Source organism: Mesorhizobium sp. M7A.F.Ca.US.005.03.1.1 (assembly GCF_003997975.1).
Taxonomy (GTDB): Bacteria; Pseudomonadota; Alphaproteobacteria; order Rhizobiales; family Rhizobiaceae; genus Mesorhizobium; species Mesorhizobium ciceri.
Map to the genome: position 1 here is coordinate 83,053 of NZ_RZRO01000012.1, position 19,575 is coordinate 102,627.

The 19,575-nt window shown below is 62.8% G+C and carries 23 protein-coding genes and 1 pseudogene; 10 read left to right on the forward strand and 14 right to left on the reverse strand.

What is annotated here, in order from left to right; translation table 11 throughout:
* Positions 1-67: 67 nt before the first annotated feature.
* A complete protein-coding gene (locus EN990_RS08425; protein WP_027161015.1) occupies positions 68-1,063 on the forward strand; it encodes an aldo/keto reductase in 996 nt (331 codons plus the stop codon).
* A 110-nt stretch (positions 1,064-1,173) separates the two neighbouring features.
* Here the strand turns inward: EN990_RS08425 and EN990_RS08430 are convergent, their stop codons facing one another.
* From EN990_RS08430 to infC, 8 genes are all read right to left on the reverse strand, one after another.
* Complete coding sequence (locus tag EN990_RS08430) at positions 1,174-1,776, reverse strand: nucleotidyltransferase family protein (protein ID WP_063169791.1); 603 nt, start codon at positions 1,774-1,776, stop codon at positions 1,174-1,176.
* Between the two features lie 40 nt (positions 1,777-1,816).
* Complete coding sequence (gene pheT, locus EN990_RS08435; RefSeq protein WP_127368041.1) at positions 1,817-4,225, reverse strand: phenylalanine--tRNA ligase subunit beta; 2,409 nt, start codon at positions 4,223-4,225, stop codon at positions 1,817-1,819.
* Positions 4,222-4,644 carry a GFA family protein gene (locus EN990_RS08440; RefSeq protein WP_013528308.1) on the reverse strand — a complete coding sequence of 141 codons (423 nt, stop codon included), beginning with the start codon at positions 4,642-4,644 and terminating at the stop codon, positions 4,222-4,224. Before EN990_RS08440 ends, pheT begins: the two co-directional genes overlap by 4 nt.
* Positions 4,641-5,738 (reverse strand): phenylalanine--tRNA ligase subunit alpha, encoded by a 1,098-nt coding sequence (gene pheS / locus EN990_RS08445; RefSeq protein ID WP_013528309.1) that lies wholly within the window; start codon positions 5,736-5,738, stop codon positions 4,641-4,643. The genes EN990_RS08440 and pheS overlap by 4 nt, the downstream gene beginning before the upstream one ends.
* Before the next feature lie 153 nt (positions 5,739-5,891).
* Positions 5,892-6,293, reverse strand: coding sequence for a 50S ribosomal protein L20 (gene rplT, locus EN990_RS08450; protein WP_013528310.1), 402 nt, complete (start codon positions 6,291-6,293; stop codon positions 5,892-5,894).
* A gap of 93 nt (positions 6,294-6,386) precedes the next feature.
* Complete coding sequence (rpmI, locus tag EN990_RS08455) at positions 6,387-6,590, reverse strand: 50S ribosomal protein L35 (RefSeq protein ID WP_006201248.1); 204 nt, start codon at positions 6,588-6,590, stop codon at positions 6,387-6,389.
* Between the two features lie 181 nt (positions 6,591-6,771).
* Positions 6,772-7,419: an isoprenylcysteine carboxylmethyltransferase family protein gene (locus EN990_RS08460; protein ID WP_013528311.1), complete on the reverse strand. Its 648-nt coding sequence runs from the start codon at positions 7,417-7,419 to the stop codon at positions 6,772-6,774.
* Positions 7,420-7,582: 163 nt separating this feature from the next.
* Positions 7,583-8,119: a translation initiation factor IF-3 gene (infC, locus tag EN990_RS08465; RefSeq protein ID WP_013528312.1), complete on the reverse strand. Its 537-nt coding sequence runs from the start codon at positions 8,117-8,119 to the stop codon at positions 7,583-7,585.
* 220 nt (positions 8,120-8,339) lie between these two features.
* Between infC and EN990_RS08470 the strand changes: the two genes are divergently transcribed.
* The 4 genes from EN990_RS08470 (at position 8,340) to EN990_RS08485 (ending at position 11,711) form a co-directional block, all read left to right on the forward strand.
* A complete protein-coding gene (locus EN990_RS08470) occupies positions 8,340-9,110 on the forward strand; it encodes an alpha/beta hydrolase (protein WP_027161018.1) in 771 nt (256 codons plus the stop codon).
* Positions 9,110-10,252 carry a benzoate/H(+) symporter BenE family transporter gene (locus tag EN990_RS08475; protein WP_013528314.1) on the forward strand — a complete coding sequence of 381 codons (1,143 nt, stop codon included), beginning with the start codon at positions 9,110-9,112 and terminating at the stop codon, positions 10,250-10,252. Before EN990_RS08470 ends, EN990_RS08475 begins: the two co-directional genes overlap by 1 nt.
* Positions 10,253-10,369: 117 nt before the next feature.
* A complete protein-coding gene (locus EN990_RS08480; protein ID WP_063169787.1) occupies positions 10,370-10,852 on the forward strand; it encodes a DUF2852 domain-containing protein in 483 nt (160 codons plus the stop codon).
* 100 nt (positions 10,853-10,952) lie between these two features.
* Positions 10,953-11,711 (forward strand): M48 family metallopeptidase, encoded by a 759-nt coding sequence (locus EN990_RS08485; protein ID WP_127368043.1) that lies wholly within the window; start codon positions 10,953-10,955, stop codon positions 11,709-11,711.
* Between the two features lie 5 nt (positions 11,712-11,716).
* Here the strand turns inward: EN990_RS08485 and EN990_RS08490 are convergent, their stop codons facing one another.
* Entirely contained in the window at positions 11,717-11,935 is a 219-nt protein-coding gene (locus tag EN990_RS08490) for a hypothetical protein (protein ID WP_013528317.1), read from the reverse strand.
* 112 nt (positions 11,936-12,047) lie between these two features.
* Between EN990_RS08490 and EN990_RS08495 the strand changes: the two genes are divergently transcribed.
* The 5 genes from EN990_RS08495 (at position 12,048) to EN990_RS08515 (ending at position 17,363) form a co-directional block, all read left to right on the forward strand.
* Positions 12,048-12,707, forward strand: a complete 660-nt coding sequence (locus tag EN990_RS08495; protein WP_024501981.1) for a phosphoribosylanthranilate isomerase — start codon at positions 12,048-12,050, stop codon at positions 12,705-12,707.
* 91 nt (positions 12,708-12,798) lie between these two features.
* Positions 12,799-14,049: a tryptophan synthase subunit beta gene (gene trpB, locus EN990_RS08500; protein ID WP_013528319.1), complete on the forward strand. Its 1,251-nt coding sequence runs from the start codon at positions 12,799-12,801 to the stop codon at positions 14,047-14,049.
* A 2-nt stretch (positions 14,050-14,051) separates the two neighbouring features.
* Entirely contained in the window at positions 14,052-14,891 is an 840-nt protein-coding gene (gene trpA, locus EN990_RS08505; RefSeq protein WP_027161022.1) for a tryptophan synthase subunit alpha, read from the forward strand.
* Positions 14,892-14,992: 101 nt separating this feature from the next.
* On the forward strand, positions 14,993-15,919 hold the full coding sequence (accD, locus tag EN990_RS08510) for an acetyl-CoA carboxylase, carboxyltransferase subunit beta (protein WP_013528321.1): 927 nt from the start codon (positions 14,993-14,995) through the stop codon (positions 15,917-15,919).
* A gap of 118 nt (positions 15,920-16,037) precedes the next feature.
* Entirely contained in the window at positions 16,038-17,363 is a 1,326-nt protein-coding gene (locus EN990_RS08515; protein WP_063169785.1) for a folylpolyglutamate synthase/dihydrofolate synthase family protein, read from the forward strand.
* A gap of 64 nt (positions 17,364-17,427) precedes the next feature.
* On the opposite strand, the gene EN990_RS08520 is transcribed toward EN990_RS08515, so the two are convergent.
* The 5 genes and pseudogenes from EN990_RS08520 to EN990_RS08540 all read right to left on the reverse strand — a co-directional run.
* Positions 17,428-17,841, reverse strand: a complete 414-nt coding sequence (locus tag EN990_RS08520) for a type II toxin-antitoxin system VapC family toxin (protein ID WP_063169784.1) — start codon at positions 17,839-17,841, stop codon at positions 17,428-17,430.
* Positions 17,838-18,086 (reverse strand): type II toxin-antitoxin system VapB family antitoxin, encoded by a 249-nt coding sequence (locus EN990_RS08525; RefSeq protein WP_013528324.1) that lies wholly within the window; start codon positions 18,084-18,086, stop codon positions 17,838-17,840. Before EN990_RS08525 ends, EN990_RS08520 begins: the two co-directional genes overlap by 4 nt.
* Positions 18,087-18,194: 108 nt before the next feature.
* Positions 18,195-18,476, reverse strand: coding sequence for a cupin domain-containing protein (locus EN990_RS08530; protein WP_013528325.1), 282 nt, complete (start codon positions 18,474-18,476; stop codon positions 18,195-18,197).
* 128 nt (positions 18,477-18,604) lie between these two features.
* Positions 18,605-18,928, reverse strand: a complete 324-nt coding sequence (trxA, locus tag EN990_RS08535) for a thioredoxin (protein WP_013528326.1) — start codon at positions 18,926-18,928, stop codon at positions 18,605-18,607.
* A gap of 76 nt (positions 18,929-19,004) precedes the next feature.
* Positions 19,005-19,508: pseudogene (locus EN990_RS08540) on the reverse strand (PD-(D/E)XK nuclease family protein); the annotation flags it as partial.
* Between the last annotated feature and the right edge of the window lie 67 nt (positions 19,509-19,575).

Genomic DNA, 19,575 nt, shown 5'->3' on the forward strand with positions numbered 1-19,575 from the left:
ATGAGAGCCGATTATCGAACACAAGGCAAGGCGCTATTTCTGCCGCATCGCAACAAGGAGACGCGTTATGCAAACCCGCAAGCTAGGAACTGAATTGAACGTCTATCCCGTCGGCCTCGGCTGCATGGGCATGAGCTTCGCCTATGGCGGCCAGGCGGAAGCCGACGCAATCGCCACGCTGCACCGCGCCATCGATATCGGCGTCAATTTCTTCGACACGGCGGAGGTCTATGGCCCGTTCGAGAACGAGATCCTGCTCGGCAAAGCGCTGAAGTCCGCGCGTGACAAGGTGACGATCGCGACAAAATTCGGCTTCAGGATTTTGGAGGAAGGTACAGGCCTCGACCGCATGGCCGGCGTCGACAGCCGCCCCGAGCACGTCAAGGCGGTCGCCGAGGCGTCGCTGAAGCGGCTCGGCACGGATGTGATCGACCTCTACTACCAGCACCGTGTCGACCCCAACGTGCCGATCGAGGACACGGTCGGTGCCATGGCCGAGCTGGTGCGCGAGGGCAAGGTGCGCGCGCTCGGCCTGTCGGAGGCGAGTGCGGCGACCATCCGCCGGGCCCATGCCGTGCATCCAATTGCTGCCGTGCAGAGCGAATATTCGCTCTGGAGCCGCGACCCGGAAGACGAGGTGTTCGCCGTCTGCCGCGAACTCGGCATCGGTTTTGTTCCCTACAGCCCGCTCGGCCGTGGCCTGCTGACCGGCACGATCGCCAAGCCCGAGGCGCTGAGCGACGACGACTGGCGCCGGACCTTGCCGCGCTTCCAGGCCGAGGCGATGGAAGCCAACGCCGCTGTCATCGCGACGCTGGAAAAGCTGGCAGCTGAAAAGGGGGTAACTTCGGCCCAACTGGCGCTGGCCTGGGTGCTGCACCAGGGCGATTTCATCGTGCCGATCCCCGGCGCGAGAAGGATACGCCATCTGGAGCAGAATGCGGCGGCTGCCGGGATCGCGCTGAGCGCGGTCGAGGTGCAGGCGATTGGTGACGCGCTGTCGCCCGACAAGGTGGTCGGTAGGCGCTATGCGGAGAAGGAGCTCACGCTGGTGAATGGTTGAAAACTGGTGAGTAATCGGAAGGGGCGCCGCGCGCCCCTTTTTCGTACGCAGCGCGGTGCAGAAGATGGGGACGCTGACGTGAAGCGCCCCCCTCTGCCCTGCCGACATTTTTACCAAGGCTCGACACTAATCTCCGGCCAGTTCTCCCTTGCACGCTTACCCTTCGCCTCATGCGTGCGCTGATTGTCCATCACCCGGTTCGGCGTGATGCGAAACGAGAAAATGTCGTCAAGACCAAACGGTGCCACGATCTCGAGCTGCCCGTCAGCGTCGTATCGAACCCCGACGGCGTGCGTCTTCGAGGCAAAATGGCTGACGGATTCGCTGGCGCTCGAATAGCGCGGGCACGGCCGTCCGAACTTCTGCGGATACCACAGATGCACCCGCGCCTGGTTGCGCACCTCGACCGGCAACGCCAGCCCCTCGAAATGCTTCTCCGCCCGGCGGATCACCGCGTCCTCGGCCTCATAGGACAGGTCGCTGTCATCGAAGTAGAAAAGATCAACATCCCTGATGCCGTAGCCCGACGGTTTGCCGGTCAGGTGGTTCCAGATGCTGTTGTAGAGAGCGCCGGATACCACCAGCCAGTCCGGCAGGTCGAGCGTGCGAGCCCGCGCCACCGCGTCGCATAACAGCGGGTCGGCAGACACGATGGCGAGAAACGCCGCGCGCTGTTCTTCAAGGGGAAGGCCGGAATACCGCAGATGGTCCATCGCCCTTTGGAGGGCGATTCGCCATCTGCTCGCAAGTTTTTTAGCCCCGCAGAACGCCCCCGGTCTGCTTGCCGACATTCTCGATGATGCGCTTGGCCAACGCCTCGAAATCCTCGTCGGTGAGCGTCTTTTCGACCGGCTGGATCGACACTTCGATGGCGATCGATTTTTTGCCCTCGCCCAGCGAAGCGCCTTCGAAAATATCGAAGACCGAGACGGCGGTGATGAGCTTCTTGTCGGCGGCGAGCGCTGCGCGCACCAGCGTGCCGGCCTCGACCGACTTGTCGACGACGAAAGCGAAATCGCGCTTGACCGCCTGGAAGGGCGACAGTTCCAGTTTCGGCTTGGTTTTCGTCGGCTTGGCCTTCGGTTCAGGCACGGCATCGACGAAGACCTCGAAGCCGCACAGCGGGCCAGAAACATCGAGCCCTTCCAGCGTCTTCGGATGGAATTCACCGAAAGTTCCGAGCACGGTTTTCGGGCCGAGCTTGATCGTGCCGGAACGGCCGGGATGATACCAGGCCGGGCCGCCGGCCTCGATCTGCAGCCGGTCGACAGGCGCACCGCAGGCTTCAAGTGCGGCGATCGCATCGGCCTTGGCGTCGAACACGCCGACCGGGCCGGAATTGCCGGCCCAGTTGCGGCCGGAACCGTCGAGCTTGGCGGTGCCGCGACGCACGCCGGCGGCGACGCGCCGCTGCTGGTCGGCGCCGTCGCCCTCATAAGTGCCCGACACTTCGAACAGCGCCACGTCGCCAATACCCTTGTCGGCGTTGCGCTGGGCAGCCGCGATCAGGCCCGGCAGCAGCGAGGGCCGCATGTCGGACATGTCGGCGGCGATCGGGTTGGCGAGCTTCAGCGCGGTCTGGCCGCCGCCGAACAGCTCGGCGTGCTTGGCCGGAATGAACGACCAGGTAACGGCTTCCATCATGCCGCGCACGGCAAGCGCGCGCTTGGCCGTGCGGGTACGGACCTGCAGCGTGGTGAGGATCTTTGCATTGACCGCGTCATGCGCACCGAGCGGCTGCGGCGCGATGTTGTCGACACCGTGGATGCGCATGACCTCCTCGACCAGGTCTGCCTTGCCATCGACGTCGGGGCGCCAGGACGGCACGGCGACATCGACGACATCGCCCGAGCCCTCCGGCTTGAAGCCGAGGCGCGACAGGATGTCGAGGCTTTCCGCGCTGGGAACCTCGATGCCGGTCAGCCGCTTCACTTCCGAAAGCGGGAAGGAAACGATCTTCGGCGTGTGACCGGCATAACCGACGACCTCCATTTCGGTCGGCGTGCCGCCGCAGAAATCGAGCACCAGTTTCGTTGCCAGTTCGACGCCCGGAACCATGAATTCGGGGTCGACGCCGCGCTCGAAGCGGTAGCGCGCATCGGTGATGATGCCGAGCGTGCGGCCGGTGCGCGCCGTGGTGATCGGATCCCAAAGGGCGGATTCGATCAGCACATCTGAGGTGTTCTCGTCGCAGCCCGAATGCTCGCCGCCCATAATGCCGGCGATCGACTCGACGCCGTTGTCATCTGCGATGACGCACATTTCCGGCGTCAGCGTGTATTCGCGGCCGTCGAGCGCCTGCACCTTTTCACCATCGCGCGCGCGGCGCACGACGAGATTGCCGGCAACCTTGCTGGCGTCGAACACATGCAGCGGGCGGCCGCGGTCGAAGGTGACGTAGTTGGTGATGTCGACCAGTGCGCTGATGGGTCTCAGCCCAATGGCGATCAGCCGCTGCTGCAGCCATTTTGGCGAGGCTCCATTCTTGACGCCCTTGACCAAGTTGAGCGCGAAGCCGGGGCAAAGCTCCGGCGCTTCGATCGTCACCTTGATCGGACACATGCCATTGCCGACATGCGGCATGATGGCGCCGCCGACGAGGCGGCCAAGCCCGCTCGCCGCCAGATCCCTGGCGATGCCGTAGACGCTGGTGGCATCCGGCCGGTTCGGCGTCAAGTTGATCTCGATGACCGGATCGTCGATGTGCGCATAGGCGGCGAAGCTGGTGCCGACCGGCGCATCCTCAGGCAGGTCGATGATGCCATTGTGTTCGTCGGACAGCTCCAGCTCGCGCTCGGAACACATCATGCCGTGGCTTTCGACGCCCCTGATCTTGCCGACCGTCAGCGTTACGTCGATGCCGGGCACATAGGTGCCGGGCGCGGCAAAGGCGCCGATCAGGCCCGCGCGGGCGTTTGGCGCGCCGCAAACGACCTGCACCGGAGGCTTGCCGTCGCCGGTGTCGACGGTCAGCACGCGCAGCCGGTCGGCATCGGGATGCTGAACCGCCGTCAGCACCCTGGCGATGACGAATGGTTTCAGGCTCGACTTGTCGTCGACATGCTCGACTTCGAGACCGATCGAAGTCAGCCGCTCGACGATCTCGTCGAGCGTGGCGTCGGTCTCGAGGTGGTCCTTGAGCCAGGAGAGGGTGAATTTCATGGGACTGTTCCGTCTGGTCTTTTGACGCTTGATTTCAGATGTCTCGGCAGGTCGTCGGACATATGCAGGAAGGCAAGCTGCTCGCCGATATAGGCATGCAGCGTCGGCTGGAAATCGGCCGGCATGTCCATGGCGCCGAGCATGAAGTAGATGTCTTCTTCCAGCCGCTCGTCGACATAGGCGATGGGTGAGCCGCAGGTGCCGCAGAAAGAGCGCGTCACCGGGCCGTTCTCATACATCTTCAGCGCCTTGCCGGTGAACGCGACCTGATCGACCAGGAAGCCGACAAAGGCCGACACCGGCGCGCCGCTGGCCCGCCGGCAATCGCCGCAATGGCAGTAGCTGACGTGATGCGGTTCGGCAGAGGCCTCGAACCGCACGGCGCCGCAGCGGCAGCCGCCGGCATAGGGCGCTGTCATGCGCTCAGGCCTCCGAACAAAGTCGGCATGTCGAGCGGCCGGAAGCCGTAATGCGACAGCCAGCGCACGTCTGCATCGAAGAAGGCGCGCAGGTCCGGCATGCCGTATTTCAGCATGGCGATGCGGTCGATGCCCATGCCCCAGGCAAAACCCTGATATTCGTCCGGATCGAGACCGCCATGGCGCAGCACGTTGGGATGCACCATGCCACAGCCGAGGATCTCCATCCAATCGGAGCCTTCGCCGAAGCGCACTTCGCCGGGCCGCGAGCGATCGCACTGGATGTCAACCTCGAGGCTTGGCTCGGTGAACGGGAAGAAGGACGGCCGGAAGCGCATCTTAACCTGCGGCACCTCGAAGAAGGCCTTGCAGAACTCCTCCAGCACCCACTTCATGTTGGCGACGTTGGCTGTCTTGTCGATCACCAGCCCCTCGACCTGATGGAACATCGGCGAGTGGGTGGCGTCCGAATCCTGCCGGTACGTCTTGCCAGGAATGACGATGCGGATCGGCGGCTTCTTCGTTTCCATGGTGCGGATCTGCACCGGCGAAGTGTGCGTGCGCAAAAGCTTGCGCTCGCCCTTCTCGTCCGGCTGGAAGAAGAAGGTGTCGTGCATCTCGCGCGCCGGGTGGCCTTCGGGAAAATTCAGCGCGGTGAAATTGTAATAGTCGGTCTCGATGTCGGGACCTTCCGCGATGGAGAAACCGAGATCGCCGAAGATCGCGGCAATCTCGTCGATGACCTGGCTGATCGGATGGATACGGCCGCGCTCAGCCGGCGACTGCCGCACCGGCAGCGTCACGTCGACCTTTTCGGCGGCGAGGCGGGCGGTGATCGCCACATCCTTGAGCTCAGCCTTGCGGGCAGTCAGCGCGTCGGTGACGCGGTTCTTGAGGCCGTTGATGGCTGGGCCTTTGATCTGGCGCTCCTCGGCGGTCATGGCGCCAAGTGTCTTCAGCATCTCGGACACGCTGCCCTTCTTACCGAAAGCAGCGATGCGCACGGCCTCGATGGCCGGCTCATCGGCGGCCGAGGCGATCTCGGCCAGAAGTGAGTTTTCAAGCGTATCCAGGCCAGTGGTTGCGTCGTTCACGGTCAAACTCGCTGCGTTGGGAGGTCGGCCTCAAAGTGAAAGTCACTTCTAAAGTGAAATCACTCCAAGGATCAGGCAAAAGAAAAACCCGCGCCAGCCGTGCCAGCGCGGGTTCCCCAAATCAGAATTGCGAATGCTTGGGAAGCGCTGGTCTTAGGCGACAGCGCTTTCAAAAGCGTTCGGCGTGGTGTTCTTCAGATATTCGAGCGCCACCTTGGCCTTGGCGACCAGGGCCGCGAAAGCCTGCGGCTCGTGGATGGCCATGTCCGACAGGATCTTGCGATCGATCTCGATGCCCGACTTGTTGAGGCCGTCGATGAAGCGGCCATAGGTCAGGCCATGCTCGTGGGTCGCGGCGTTGATACGCTGGATCCACAGCGCGCGGAAGGAGCGCTTGCGGTTCTTGCGGTCGCGGTAAGCGTATTGCAGCGACTTTTCCACCGCCTGCTTGGCGATGCGGATGGTGTTCTTGCGGCGGCCGTAGAAGCCTTTCGCGGCTTTCAGGACCTTCTTGTGCTTGGCGTGCGAAGTGACGCCTCTTTTTACGCGTGCCATGTCATGATCTCCTTAAAAGCAATTCCAGGAAAAGTGCCTTGCGGTTTTCCGTTCGGAATTGCGTAAAACAAATGCGTGTCCGGACCGAATGCCTTAGAGGCCGTTCGGCAGAAAATTCTTGATGACCTTCTTGCCATCCGGTTCAGCCAGAACCATCGTGCCGCGGGCATTTCGAATGAACTTGTTGGAACGCTTGATCATGCCGTGACGCTTGCCGGCCGCAGCCGACAGGACTTTACCCGTACCTGTGATCTTGAACCGCTTCTTGGCGGCCGATTTGGTCTTCATCTTGGGCATTTTGCTACTCCGTATTGTTGGCGCACTATCGCGCTTCTTGTTCGCTTCAGGCCGACCAAAGCCCGAAAAGCAAATGAAACCGCCACGGCATGCCCTGCCGGGCGGTTTTCTTGAACGGCGGTGCTATACGTCAAAGACGGCCCGCGCGCAACACCTGTGGAGATGCGGCGCTGTGTCCTCGTCAGGGCAGCGTGAACCAGACCGGCAACATGCCTGACAGCTGGGCGCCGTCGATCAATTCGAAGGCCGGCAGCGCGATCAGAAACACCAGGCCGTCGAGCAGCGTGGTCAACAGCAGGCGCGGCTTGAAGTTTCCGGTATCGCCCTCCTGGTAGAGCGACAGTTTTGGGAAGAAGCGAGGCACCCGCGCCAGATAGGCCTGATACGGCGCGCCGAGCGCTTCCTTGAGGAACTTCTCCTCGCGCAGGATGACGATATGGAACGCCCCCGCGCACAAAAGCCCGAAGAGGATGATACCGGAGAACGAACCGATCTGCGCGCCGACACCGGCTGCGGCTACGGTCGAGAACACATAGAGCGGGTTGCGGGTGATCGAGTAAGGCCCGCCAGTCACCACCTCGGACGATTTGCGCCCGCCTATGTAGAGTGTCGCCCAAAGGCGGCCCACGATGCCGAGGAAAATCAGCAGCACGCCGAACATTTCGATCGTCTCGTGCACGGCTGTGTCGGGCGGAAACGTCGATTGGCCAAATAGCAATGCTGCAAACAGCACGACCACGAGAACGGCAAGCACTATCCGGCGCATATGCTGGTAATTGCCCAGCCCGTGTTTGAAGTCCACGTCCGAAACCTTGACTTCATCGACCATAGTGAATCCGATCGTCAGGAATTTTGCCGGCGATCGCAGCGTCTGAACAAGAAGAAGGCGTCCCGCCGATCGCCGGGACGCCTTGCGATGTGATTCAGGCGGATTTAAGCGCGATGGCCAAGCCTGACGTCATCGTGATCCTAGATACGCGCCGATGCAGATCTTAGCGCGGCGACAGCACCATCATCATCTGGCGGCCTTCGAGCTTCGGTTCCGCTTCGACCTTGGCAATCGTCGCCACTTCCTCGCGGACCTTGTTCAGAAGCTGCATGCCGAGTTCCATATGCGCCATCTCGCGGCCACGGAAGCGCAGCGTCAGCTTGACCTTGTCGCCTTCCTCGAAGAAGCGGCGAACCGCCTTCATCTTGGTCTCGTAGTCATGGCTGTCGATGTTCGGGCGCATCTTGATCTCCTTGATCTCGATGACCTTCTGGTTCTTGCGCGCCTCGGCCGCCTTCTTCTGGTTGGCGTATTTCAACTTGCCGAGATCAAGGATCTTGACGACGGGGGGCACCGCGTTGGGCGATATCTCGACGAGATCGAGCCCGGCCTCTTCGGCCAGCAGCAATGCGTCGTTGATGGAAACATCGCCGCGGTTCTGGCCTTCGGCGTCGATAAGCTGGACCCGGGGAACCCGGATGTCACGGTTGGAGCGCGGGCCATCCTTGGTCGGCGCCGCTGCTTTGAAAGGTCTGCGAATGGTCGTGGTCTCCTTGGCCGTTTCGTTCAGGATTTGTCAGTGTTGATGCATGGACGCGCCAATGTGGTGAGCGCGCGGGCGGAGTCAATAGCACAGCATTGACAGAAAATCACCCTGATCGCTGCCCTGCACCAAACAAAGAACATAGTGAGCACTTTTCGCCACGCCACCGACCGTGCCACAAGAATCCCGCGCCAGAAGAGGGCCTGAGGAAAAAGCCATGACCGCAACGCCCCCCGTCTTTATGGATGTCGATGGATCGCGCATCGCGGTGCGCCATACTGCTGGCTCTGCGCCCGGCATCGTCTGGCTCGGCGGCTACAAGTCGGACATGCTGGGCGCGAAGGCGCAGACGCTGTCGGACTGGGCGGCAAAAGAAGGCCGCGCCTTTCTGCGCCACGATTATTCCGGCCATGGCGAATCCGGCGGCGCCTTTGCCGACGGCACGATTTCGACATGGCTTGCACAAAGCCTTGCCGTGTTCCGGCATTTCACCAAGGGCAAACAGATCCTGGTCGGCTCCTCGATGGGCGCCTGGATCGCGCTGCGCATGGTGCAGGAATTGCGCAAGGCTGATGACAGCAACGTCGCCGGCCTGGTGCTGCTGGCGCCGGCACCGGATTTTACCGCTGAACTGATCGAACCGGTGCTGACCAAGGCGCAGAAGCGCGATCTCGCCAAAAAAGGTTTCTTCGAAGAGCCGTCGGACTATTCCACGGAACCCTACATCTACACCCGCGCGCTGATCGAGGACGGGCGCGACAACCTGACAATGACAGGCCCGATCGACACCCATTGCCCGGTGCATATCCTGCAGGGCCTGGCCGATGCGGATGTGCCGGCAAGCCATGCACTGAAGCTGGTCAGCCTGCTGCCCGCCGACGACGTGACCCTGTCGCTGATCCCTGACGGCGACCATCGCCTGTCGCGACCGCAGGATCTCGACATGCTGGTGCGGGCCGTCGATGCAATGGCGCAGAGGGGAAACTGATGCGCCTTTCCATTCCGATATCCGCCTTCGTCGCGGCGATCGTCGGCTTCGGCGGCACGCTGGCCATCGTCATCGCCGCCGCCAACGCAGTCGGCGCGACGCAGATCGAGACGGCAAGCTGGGTGACGACGATCTGCCTGGCCATGGCGATCGAGAGCCTGTGGCTGTCATGGCGCACGAAAATGCCAGTCATCACCGCCTGGTCGACGCCGGGCCTGGCGCTGATCGCGGCATCGAGCGGCTTTTCGATGGGTGAGGCCGTCGCCGCCTTCATCGTCACCGGCGTCCTTCTGATCGCCACCGGGCTGTTTCGGCCCCTGACGAAGCTGATCTCGAGAATACCGCCTTCCGTCGCCTCGGGCATGCTGGCCGGTATCGTCGTCACCTTCGCGCTCAATGCGGTGAAGACCATTCCCATCGACCCGTGGCTGATCCTGCCGCTGATTGCAGCCTTCTTCGTCATCCGCCTGTTCAACCCGGCGCTGTCGGTGCTGGCGGTGCTGATCGGCGGTGGCCTTGCCGCTTTCCTCACCGGCCGTGTCGGCGGCCTGCCGACACCGGAACTGTCGACGCTGACGCTGATTGCGCCTGATTTCACCGCCAAGGCGGTGATCGGGCTGGCACTGCCGCTCTATCTCGTCACCATGGCTTCCCAGAACCTGTCCGGCCTCGCCGTGCTGCGCGCCGCCGGCTACCATCCGGAGCCCGGCCCGCTGATCGGCGTCACCGGCCTGTTTTCGCTGCTGTCGGCGCCGTTCGGCGGCTCGACCACCAATCTGGCGGCGATCTCGGCCGCGATCTGCACCGGGCCGGACGTCCACCCCGACCCCGCCGAGCGCTGGAAGACCGGGCCGTTCTATGCGCTCGCCTATCTCATCTTTGCGATTTTCGGCGCTTCGCTGGTGGCGATCTTCGCGGTGCTGCCACAGAGCCTGATCGTACTGGTGGCGGGCCTGGCGCTGATGGCGTCGCTCGCCAACGCGCTTTCTATCGCGCTGAAGGAAGAGGCGGATCGCATGGCCGCCACCGTCACCTTTGTCGTCACCGCGTCGGGTCTGACGCTGTTCGGCGTTGGCGCCGCATTCTGGGGCCTGATTGCCGGGCTGGTCGTGCTTTTCCTCGATATGATCAAAAAGCGATAAACATTTCAGATGCTTGTCCGGATTTGGCGGACATTGTCTTGAATCGCCGTTTTTCTCTTCCCATTTCGATTCCACGCAGCCGGGTTTGGCTGTCTCCAACCGAAGGAATGGGAGAAAATGAACACATCCGCATTGATCCGTCCGGCCTGGACGCCGGCAACCATCGCGTTGATGGTTGTGGGTTTCATGGTGTTCTGGCCACTCGGCTTCGCCATGCTCGCCTACATCATCTGGGGCGACCGCCTCGATGGCTTCAAGCGTGACGTCAACCGCGCGACCGACGGCATCTTCGCCGGTTGCCGCCGCGGTTCCGACAAGGCCGCGCGCTGGGGCAATGGTTCCGCCCGCACCGGCAACGTCGCTTTCGACGACTGGCGCGAAAAGGAACTTGAGCGGCTGAACGAAGAGCGCCGCAAGCTCGACGAGATGCTGACCCAGTTCGACGAATACGCCCGCGAATTGCGCCGCGCCAAGGACCAGGACGAGTTCGACCGCTTCATGGCCAACCGCAACAAGTCGACGGCGCCGACGAAGACCGATCCGAGCACCGGAACGACGACCACCAAGCGTGGCAAGGGTTCGAACCTGCTTGACGACTGAGATCCGGCGACTGGTCACATCGTGAAAAAACGGCGTCGCGCGAGCGGCGCCGTTTCTTTTTTGTTCTAGTCGTTTTTCTCGAATCGCGTATCGTCCCGCCATGACTCTCGGCTTCTTTCGCAATCTGACAAAGCCCAAGCCCACGCCTGTCGTGGAGCGCGAATATTGCGTCGCCGGTCGCACGCTGCCGCTCAAGATCGTCGAGAGCGCCAGGGCGCGCCGAATGACGCTGCGTATCGATTCAGGCGGCCAGGGTCTGCGCATCACCGTGCCGCCAGGCCTGCGCCGCGGCGAAGTGGACAGGTTCCTCGAGCGGCATCAGGACTGGCTGGAGCAGCGACTGGCCAAGGTGCCGACGCGGCCGCAGGTGCGGCCCGGCATCAGGATCCCGGTGCGCGGCGTGCCGCACCGCATCGTCCATGAACCGTCAAAGCGCGGCACCGTCACCGTGTCGCGCGACGAACGTGGTCCGCTCTTGATCGTGCATGGCGACCGCATACATCTGCCGCGCCGCCTCGCCGATTTCCTCAAGCGCGAGGCCAAGAAGGAAATCGAGAAGCTGGTGGCCAAGCACACCGAGGCGCTTGGCAAGCGCGCCAAGGCGATCCGCTTCAAGGACACGTCAAGCCGCTGGGGGTCATGCACCTCCGAAGGCAATCTGTCCTTTTCCTGGCGCATCATGATGGCGCCGTCGCCGGTCATCAACTATCTCGTCGCGCATGAAGTGGCGCATCTCAAGGAGATGAACCACGGCCCGAAATTCTGGAAACTGTGCGAAAAGCTCTGCCCCGACGCCGATCGCTGCAAGGACTGGCTGAAGCGCAATGGCGGTGCGCTGCAGGCGATCATGTTCGAGTAGATCGCTCAATCGTCGTTGGCGGCGTTCAAGTCTTCGGGCCGCAACCCCTCATCGCCATGATGCGGCCACGGCAGGAAATTGCCGTCGAACTCATCGCCGCCGAAATAGTCGAGCGCGCGGTGCGCCTCGGCGCCATTGAATGCGGCCTTGTCGATCAGGTGCGCGATGACCTCGCGCGCCTGCGCAATCTTCTGCCTGAGTTCGGCTACGGTTCTGTCGGCCATGATCGTGCTCCCGCCTTGCGTCCTGTCCATCCATAGGTAGCGCCTTTGGCCGTGCCGGCAAACAGCATGCTTTTTCTCGACTCTTATCGCTTTTCATGCCAATTCCCGCGCCATGGCACTCGACATCAAAATCTGCGGCTTGAAGACCGACGCGGCAATGGCCGCGGCGCTGGCCGGCGGCGCCAGCCATGTCGGGTTTATCTTCTTCGCCAAAAGCCCGCGCTATGTCGAACCTGCCGAGGCTGGCCGTCTGCGCGAGGCCGCGCGCGGCAAGGCGATGGCGGTTGCCGTCACCGTCGATGCCGGCGACGCCTTCCTGGATGAAATCGTTGCCAAAATGCAGCCCGACATGCTGCAGCTGCACGGCGCGGAAACGCCCGAGCGCGTCGCCGAGGTCAAAGCCCGCTATGGCCTGCCGGTGATGAAGGCGCTGCCGCTCAGCGAGGCCGCCGATCTCGAACGAATGAAGCCATTCATCGGCATAGCCGACCGGTTCCTGTTCGACGCCAAGCCGCCCAAAGGCTCCGAACTGCCGGGCGGCAATGGTGTTGCCTTCGACTGGCGCATTCTCGCCGGCCTTGACGGCGGCGTCGATTACATGCTTTCCGGTGGGCTCAACGCCGCCAATATCGGCGATGCCCTTCGGCTTGCCAACCCGCCTGGGATCGACATTTCTTCAGGCGTGGAAAGCGCGCCGGGCGTCAAGGATCCGGCGCTGATCGAACAGTTTTTCCGGGCCGTCAGGGCCGCGCGGAACACCCGCGCAGCCTAGTGGTGCCTCAAACCAGAGCATGTCCCGGAAAAGTGGGAACCGGTTTTCCGACAAGGACATGCCTCATAGTCAAGATGCCAGGAGATCGGCGATGAACAAGCCGGCGACACCCAATTCCTTCCGCACCGGGCCCGACGAACAGGGCATGTTCGGCATTTTCGGCGGTCGTTTCGTTGCCGAAACGCTAATGCCGCTGATCCTCGATCTGGAACGGCATTGGAACGAGGTCAAGAACGATGCGGACTTCAGGGCTGAGCTGACTGACCTGTCGACCCACTATGCCGGACGGCCGTCGAAGCTTTATTTCGCCGAAGGCCTCACGAAGCATCTTCGTGAGGTTTCCTCGGCCAGGGGCCTCGCGGGCGGCGCGAAGGTCTACTTCAAACGCGAGGATTTGAACCACACCGGTTCGCACAAGATCAACAACTGCCTCGGCCAGATCCTGCTGGCCAAGCGCATGGGCAAGAAGCGCATCATCGCCGAGACCGGCGCCGGCCAGCACGGCGTGGCCTCGGCCACGGTTGCGGCCCGCTTCGGCTTTCCCTGCGTCGTCTACATGGGCGCCACAGACGTTGCCCGGCAAAGCCCGAACGTCTTCCGCATGAAGCTGCTCGGCGCCGAAGTGCGCCCGGTGACCGCCGGCCACGGCACGCTGAAGGACGCCATGAACGAGGCGTTGCGCGACTGGGTGACCAATGTCGAGGACACTTATTACCTGATCGGCACCGCCGCCGGCCCGCACCCCTATCCGGAGCTGGTGCGCGACTTCCAGTCGGTGATCGGCATCGAGGCGCGGGCACAGATCCTCGAGCAGGAAGGCCGGCTGCCCGACACCATCATCGCCGCTGTCGGCGGTGGTTCGAACGCCATCGGCCTGTTCCATCCCTTCCTCGACGACAAGGAGGTCCGCATCATCGGCATCGAAGCCGGCGGTCGCGGTCTCGACGGCATCGAGCATTGCGCCTCGATGAATGCCGGCGCGCCGGGCGTGCTGCATGGCAACCGCACCTATCTGCTGCAGAATTCCGACGGCCAGATCATGGACGGCCATTCGATCTCGGCCGGCCTCGACTATCCCGGCGTCGGGCCGGAGCATTCCTGGCTGCGCGATTCAGGCCGGGTCGAATACGTGCCGATCCTCGATGACGAGGCGCTGGAGGCTTTCAAGCTGACGACGCGCGTCGAAGGCATCATCCCGGCGCTGGAATCGGCGCACGCCATCGCGCATGCGGTGAAGATCGTGCCTGCCATGGACAAGGATCAGATCGTCATCGTCAACCTGTCCGGCCGTGGCGACAAGGACGTGCACACGGTGGCCAGCATGCTGGGCATGGAGATCTGATCATGGCCACCCGCATCGACCGCCGCATGGCGAAGCTCAGGACCGAAGGCCGCCCGGCGCTCGTCACCTATTTCATGGGCGGCGACCCCGACTACGATACCTCTTTGTCGATCATGAAGGCGTTGCCGGGCGCAGGTTCCGATATCATCGAGCTCGGCATGCCGTTCTCCGATCCGATGGCCGACGGCCCGGCGATCCAGGCGGCGGGCTTGCGGGCGCTGAAAGGCGGCCAGACGCTGGCCAAGACGCTGAAGATGGCGGCCGACTTCCGCGCTGGCGACAATGAAACGCCGATCGTGCTGATGGGCTACTACAATCCGATCTACATCTATGGCGTCGACCGCTTCCTCAAGGACGCGATCGCCAGCGGCATCGACGGGCTGATCGTCGTCGACCTGCCCCCGGAGATGGACGAGGAACTGTGCATTCCGGCATTGAAAGCCGGCATCAACTTCATCCGGCTGGCGACGCCGACGACCGACGACAAACGCCTGCCCAAGGTGCTGCAGAACACGTCGGGCTTCGTCTATTACGTGTCGATGACCGGCATCACCGGCTCGGCGCTGGCCGACACCGGCAAGGTGGCGGCGGCGGTCAAGCGCATCAAGGGCCACACCGACCTGCCGGTCTGCGTCGGCTTCGGCGTCAAGACCGCCGAGCAGGCCCGGGTGATCGGCGCCAATGCCGACGGCGTCGTCGTCGGCACCGCGATCGTCAATGCGGTGGCCAATGTGCTGGGGCCGAAGGGCGAGAAGACCGCCGATCCGGCCGAGGCCGTCGCCACGCTGGTCAGCGGGCTTGCGCAAGGCGTGCGCTCGGCCCGCCTTGCTGCTGCCGAATAGTTTCCCTACGTCAGGTCTTGTGCATGCCGTTATCCCAGAACCGGTTCCCACTTTTGGGCGACATGCATTAGCAACTCTTCGTCAGGACAGGAGCCGAAGCGATGAACTGGATCACCAATTACGTTCGCCCGAAGATCAATTCGATGCTCGGCCGGCGCACCGACATGCCCGAGAATCTCTGGATCAAGGATCCGGAGACCGGCGAGATGGTGTTCCACAAGGACCTGGAATCGAACCAGTTCGTCATTCCCTCGTCCGGTCATCACATGAAGATCTCGGCCAAGGAGCGGCTGAAATTCTTCTTCGATGGCGGCAAATACGAGACCCTGGACAACCCCAAGGTCATGCAGGATCCGCTGAAATTCCGCGACGAGAAGCGCTATGTCGACCGGTTGAAGGACGCCAAGGCCAAGACCGGCCTTGAGGACGCGATCATCAATGCGCTGGGCACCGTCGAGGGTCTTCCGGTTGTGGTCACGGTGCAGGACTTCGCCTTCATGGGCGGTTCGCTCGGCATGGCCGCCGGCGACGCCATCGTGCACGGTTTCGAAGTGGCCCTGCAGCGCAAGCGGCCGCTGATCCTGTTTGCTGCTTCCGGCGGCGCCCGCATGCAGGAAGGTATTTTGTCCCTGATGCAATTGCCTCGGACAACGGTCGGTGTCGACCGGCTGAAGGAAGCCGGCCTGCCCTACATCGTCGTTTTGACCAACCCGACCACGGGCGGCGTGACCGCCTCCTACGCCATGCTGGGCGACGTGCACATCGCCGAGCCCGGCGCGCTGATCGGCTTTGCCGGACCGCGCGTCATCGAACAGACGATCCGCGAGAAACTGCCCGATGGCTTCCAGCGCTCCGAATATCTGATGGAGCACGGCATGGTCGACATGGTCGTATCCAGGCTGGAAATGCGTGAAACGATCGCGCGCCTGCTCAAGATGCTGCTCAAGCTGCCGGAAGAGCAAAAAACGCTGGAGCCGGAAATCCTGCCGCCGGCGGTGGTTGCCGCGGAAGCTCGGCCGCAAGCCTGAAGCGACACGAAGCGCCGCGACCGCGATTGCACGAGGGCTTCGGCGCGCTGTAGCCTTTGATTGCCATGGCCATCCGAAACCGATTCTGGTTTTCAGGCTCATGCGCTAGGATTCCACCATGACGACGCTTGCCGCCGACCGCGAAATCGAAGCCCTGATGGCGCTTCATCCGAAAGGCTTCGACCTTTCGCTCGACCGCATTTCGCGGCTGCTGGAGCGGCTTGACAATCCGCAGGACCGGCTGCCCCCGGTCATCCACATCGCCGGCACCAACGGCAAAGGTTCGTGCGCAGCCTTTTCACGCGCCCTGCTCGAGGCTGCGGACTACCGCGTCCATGTCCACACCTCGCCGCATCTGGTCAACTGGCATGAGCGTTACCGGCTGGCCGCCGATGGCGGCGGCAGGCTGGTCGAGGACAGGGTTTTCGCCGATGCCATTGCCCGTGCCGCCAGGGCCAATGAAGGCGAGAAGATCACCGTCTTCGAGATCCTCACCGCCGTCACCTTCCTGTTGTTTTCCGAACACCAGGCCGACGCTGCGATCATCGAAGTCGGGCTCGGCGGCCGCTTCGACGCGACCAATGTCATCAAGGAGCCGGCCGTGTCGGTGATCATGCCGGTGTCGCTCGACCACGAGGCCTATCTCGGCGACCGTGTCGAACTGATCGCAGCCGAAAAGGCCGGCATCATCAAGCCCGGCTGTCCGGTGGTCATCGGCGCGCAGGAAAGCGAGACGGCTCTGCAGGTGCTGATCGAAACCGCCGAGCGGCTTGAATGCCCCACCTTCGTCTACGGCCAGGACTTCCTTGCCTTCGAGGAAAACGGCCGCATGGTCTACCAGGACGAAGACGGCTTGATGGACCTGCCGCCGCCCAGGCTGCCCGGCCGCCACCAGTTCGCCAATGCGGCGGCGGCGATCGCCGCGGTCAAAGCGGCCGGTTTCGAGATCAGCCATCGCGCCGCCGAAAAGGCGATGATCAATGTCGCCTGGCCCGGCCGCATGCAGAAGCTCGTGCAGGGCCGGCTGGCCGAACTGGCACCCAAGGGCGCCGATATCTGGCTCGACGGCGGCCACAATCCCGGTGCCGGCGTGGTGGTTGCCGAAGCGCTGGCCGAGCAGGAAGAGAAGAACCCGCGTCCGCTGTTCCTCATCTCGGGCATGATCAACACCAAGGACCAGAGCGGCTATTTCCGTGCCTTCAAGGGCCTCGCCCGGCATGTCTACACGGTGCCGGTGAGCCTCAGCGAGGCCGGCGTGCCGAACGACGAACTGGCGATCCGCGCAACGGAAGCCGGGCTGACCGCCGAGCCGGTGAGTTCCGTCGCCAGCGCGCTGATGCTGCTGCGCGACACCTGGGACGGCCCGTCGCCACGCATCCTGATCAGCGGTTCGTTGTATCTGACCGGAGCGGTGCTGGCCGAGAACGGCACCCCGCCGACCTGAAGCAGGCGACTATTCATGCCTTGGGTGGCTGCGGCGGCTGAGGCCGAACCTTGGCTTTCGACCTTCAGAAATCCCACGGTGAGATCAGATCAAGGCTGGTGGTGCCAAAGTCGCTGAGATTGCGCGTTGCCAGCCGGCCACCGTTCACGCGCGCTATCGCCGCAATCATGCCATCGGGGGCTGACATGCCGGCACCTTGGCGTGTCGCGGCACCCATGATCTCGCCGTAAGCCAAGGCAGCATCTTCAGTCAGTCCAAAAATCCGGCCGGCAAATCGATGGCGCCACCGGGAAAGTCCCTGCTCCAGCCGATCGGCACGCTCATCAGGCCGTATTTTTTGGATGCCGAAGGCGATTTCAGCAATCGTCACTGTGGGAAGGGCCAGTTCAGCGTCATTGCGGACAAGCCATGCCAGGACAGCTTGGTCCGGCGCCTTCTTCAGACTCTCCGAAATCACGTTGGTATCGACGAAAATCAAAGCTCAAGTCCCGAATGAACCTGGCGGCCTTCGCGAATGATCTTTTCCAGATCGATGTCGGCGCCATGGTTTGCAGTCAAGCTGGCATAGAAGGTGGAAGCAGGTTCACGGCCAGCTTCACGAATTTCGTAGGATTCGAGCGCACGTTCGACCACATCGGCTATCGAACGATTTTCACGACGAGCAAGTCTATGAGCCAGGTCGCGTGCTTTTGCGCTTCGGACTGAGAGTTGTGGTTCGGCCATTTCGAACTCCCTTTTAGAACGGATATAGGCCGATCCACTGCTGCCATCAAGGTGGCAGCTGATGGCGTGCCATCACGCGGTGGATTTCCAGCGCATTGATAGGCGACGTTACTTCAGCTCGATCTCGATAAAGGCGTATTCGCCTTCATTGGCGTTGATGACGTCGTGCTCTACGCCCTCCTTGCGGAAATAGGGCGCGCCCTTCTTCATCTCGGCGAAGGATTCGCCGTCCTTGGTCAACAGCTTCACCTTGCCGTCCATCAGCGGCACGACGACGTAGTCGTGGCCGTGGCGATGCCAGCCGGTGTTCTCGCCCGGCGCGAAGCGGTATTCGGTGACGATGACACGCTCGTTGTCGATGAAGACGGTGGCCTTGGCGGATCCGGTCATGGAGTTCTCCTGTCTGGCTCAAGCAGATGACATGGAGTGCCCGGATGCGAGAGCCAGAGCCACGCACCGATGACGCCAACAAAAAGCCCGGCGCGAGGCCGGGCTTGATATCAGGAATTTCAGATGGGTCAGGCGAGGTTGCCATTGATCCAGTGCGACAGCGCGGTCTTCGGCGCGGCACCGACCTTCATGTCGGCCATTTCGCCGCCCTTGAAGATCATCAGCGTCGGGATCGAGCGCACGCCAAACTGGGCGGCAAGCTCCGGATTCTCGTCGATGTTGAGCTTGGCGATCTTGACCTTGGCGCCAAGTTCGGTGGCGATATCTTCGAGCGCCGGCGCGATCATCTTGCAGGGACCGCACCATTCCGCCCAGAAATCGACGACGACCGGTACGTTGGCGTCAAGCACGTCAGCTTGGAAGTTGCTCTTGTCGACCTTCACGGTTGCCATATGGAAAAATCCTTTTGAAAGTTTTTGTCCCACCAAATGTGGTGGTGATCGCGCCCTTCTTCAAGCAGGTGTTGTGTCACGCTCCCGTGAGTCGAGCAAGGGCGTCGTCCATGGCGCTGGCAGGCAGTTCGATCAGCCGCGGCGCTTCGGTGAACAGCAAGGCCGCCTTGACCGTGCGGCCGGGATAGAGCGGCTGCAACAGCGCGCGGTAGAGCGCCAACTGCAGGACATAGGCCGGCGGCACCTCGGCCAGAGTGGCGGGCGCCGGCCGGTTGGTCTTGTAGTCGACAATCGATACCGTGTCCGGCGTCACCGCCAACCGGTCGATCTTGCCGGAAATCGAGCGCTTCTTGCCCTTGACCTCCAGGCTGCCCATGATCGCAACCTCGGCACGCGACGATGGCGCAAACAGCTGACCGAAGCCGGGATCGGCAAGGATCGATGTGACCGACGCCAGGGCCTTTTCACGCTCTGATGGCGGCCAGTCCGCACCGGTTCGCAAGAGATAGCGTTCTGCCGCTCCCGCACGTTCGGGCTCGGCAATACCGGGCAGCATCTGCAGCAGTTTGTGGAGGGCGAGCCGGTGCACCGTTTCCATGTCACCAAGCTGCCCCCCGTCGCGCCAAGTTCCGCCGATCAGCTACGGC